Source organism: Streptomyces calidiresistens (assembly GCF_014141525.1).
In the GTDB taxonomy this organism is placed as follows: domain Bacteria; phylum Actinomycetota; class Actinomycetes; order Streptomycetales; family Streptomycetaceae; genus Streptomyces; species Streptomyces calidiresistens.
In genome coordinates this window covers 1-2,674 of record NZ_VKHS01000738.1, presented here as the reverse complement: position 1 = coordinate 2,674, position 2,674 = coordinate 1, and the positions used below count along the sequence as shown (strand labels likewise).

Sequence of the window (2,674 nt, the reverse complement as noted above, 5' to 3'; positions counted from 1 at the left end):
GAGATGGGTATAAGAGACAGGGCGGGGCCTCCCCCGCCGCCCCGGGCGCCGAGCGACGCATATCACCGGCGCTCCGTCTGCACCGCGGGCCGCCGCCCCGGTACCCTCGGACCACACCCGTTAAGTTACCGCTTAGTAAGCTTGTTCCGGGGAAGGACTCCGAACCCGGGGTCCACGGCCCGGCACCCCCGGGTCGCCGGTCCGTCCCCACGCCCGTCCGCCACCCGTCCGTCCATCCGCACACCGGATGTTCCGCCGGTTCGAGGAGCCGTTGCCATGCAACTCGTCGCGATCGTCGTATCGCTGGTCCTGACCGCGGTCGCCGTTGCCCTGATCGCCCGCGCCGCCGTGCACCTCGTCCGCTTCATGCGGCTCGGCCAACCCGTGCCCGCCGGCCTGCGCACCGATCAACCGGGACAGCGGACCCTCACCCTCGCCCGGGAGTTCCTCGGCCACACCCGCATGAACCGCTGGGCCGTGGTCGGTGTCGCCCACTGGTTCGTCGCCATCGGCTTCCTCACCCTGGGCCTGACCATCGTCCAGGCGTACGGGCAGCTCTTCCGGGCCGACTGGCTGCTGCCGGTCCTCGGGTCGTTCGTGCCCTACGAGATGTACATCGAGTTCATCGCCGCGATGACGACCCTGGGCATCCTGACCCTCATCGTCATCCGGCAGCTGAACCTGCCCTCCCGCCCCGGCCGCAAGTCCCGCTTCGCCGGCTCCACCGCCTGGCAGGCGTACTTCGTCGAATACGTCATCCTCACCATCGGCGTCGCCATCCTGGTGCTGCGCGGCCTCGAGGGCGCCCTGCAGGGCGTGGACTCCTACACCCCCGCCTTCTTCGTCACCTATCCGCTGATCCTCGCCTTCAGCGGACTGGAGACCGCCACCCTCCAGAACCTCGTCTACCTCGCCGCGATGATCAAGCTCGGCGTGACGATGGTCTGGGCGATCACGGTCAGCCTGAACCTCTCCATGGGCATCGCCTGGCACCGCTTCCTGGCCTTCCCCAACATCTGGTTCAAGCGCGACGCCCGCGGCGGCACCGCCCTGGGCGAGCTCCAGCCCATCATGGTCAACGGCAAGCCGGTCGACTTCGAGACCGTCTTCGAGGAGGAGAGCGAGGAGGAGCCCACCTTCGGCGTCTCCAAGGTCGAGGAGTTCTCCTGGAAGGGCCTGCTGGACTTCTCCACCTGCACCGAGTGCGGTCGCTGCCAGTCCCAGTGCCCCGCCTGGAACACCGGCAAGCCCCTCTCCCCCAAGCTCCTCATCATGTCGCTGCGCGACCACGCGCACGCCAAGGCCCCCTACCTGCTCGCCGGCGGCTCCACCGACGCCGAGGGCAAGGAGCGGGCGAGCGAGGAGCAGCTGGCGAACGTCCCGGCCGAGGCCCTCGCCGAGGCGCGCCGCCCCCTGGTCGGCACCGCCGAGGAGAACGGCGTCATCGACCCCGACGTCCTGTGGTCGTGCACCACCTGCGGTGCCTGCGTCGAGCAGTGCCCGGTCGACATCGAGCACGTCGACCACATCATGGACATGCGCCGCTACCAGGTGATGATCGAGTCGGCGTTCCCCTCCGAGGCCGGCACGATGCTCAAGAACCTGGAGCGCAAGGGCAACCCCTGGGGCCTGGCCAAGAAGAAGCGCCTGGAGTGGACCAAGGAGGTCGACTTCCCCGTCCCGGTCGTCGGGAAGGACGTCGAGGACCTCACCGAGGTGGACTACCTCTACTGGGTCGGCTGCGCCGGCGCCCTGGAGGACCGCGCCAAGAAGACCACCAAGGCCTTCGCGGAGCTCCTGCACACCGCCGGCGTCTCCTTCGCCATCATGGGCGGCGAGGAGTCCTGCACCGGTGACTCCGCCCGCCGCCTGGGCAACGAGTTCCTCTTCCAGCAGCTCGGCCAGCAGAACGTCGAAAGCCTCAACGCCGCCTTCGGCGAGGACGCCGAGGAGGGCGTCACCGTCGAGAAGTCGAGGAAGCGGATCGTCGCCACCTGCCCGCACTGCTTCAACACCCTGGCCAACGAGTACCCGCAGCTCGGCGGGCACTACGAGGTCATCCACCACACCCAACTGCTGCAGCACCTCATCGACGAGGGCCGGCTGATCCCGGTGACCCCCGTCGAGGGCCTGATCACCTACCACGACCCCTGCTACCTCGGGCGGCACAACAAGGTCTACACCCCGCCGCGCGAGATCATCGGGAAGGTGCCCGGCCTGCGCAACGAGGAGATGCACCGCCACAAGGAGCGCGGCTTCTGCTGCGGCGCCGGCGGCGCCCGGATGTGGATGGAGGAGCGCATCGGCAAGCGCGTCAACACCGAGCGCGTGGACGAGGCGCTGGCCCTCAACCCGGACATCGTCTCCACCGCCTGCCCGTTCTGCCTGGTCATGCTGACCGACTCGGTCAACGCGAAGAAGAACGACGGCGAGGCCCGCGAGGAGGTCCAGGTCGTCGACGTCGCGCAGCTGCTGCTGGAGTCGGTGAAGACCCCCGCCGAGCCGGCGGGCGGGGCGGGAAGCGAGAGCGAGCCCGAGCCGCAGCCCACCGTCTGAGGACGCGCCGTCCCGGGACGGCGCCGTCCGGGGACGGCGCCGGACCCGCTCCCGGACGACACCCGCGGGGTGGGGGCGCACCGGTGATCCGGTGCGCCCCCACCCCGTCCGCCTTTCC

The 2,674-nt window shown here is 69.7% G+C and carries 1 protein-coding gene; it reads left to right on the top strand.

The window, feature by feature from the left end:
• Positions 1–276: 276 nt before the first annotated feature.
• Complete coding sequence (locus tag FOE67_RS22160) at positions 277–2,556, top strand: (Fe-S)-binding protein (RefSeq protein ID WP_182666604.1); 2,280 nt, start codon at positions 277–279, stop codon at positions 2,554–2,556.
• The last annotated feature ends 118 nt before the right edge of the window (positions 2,557–2,674 follow it).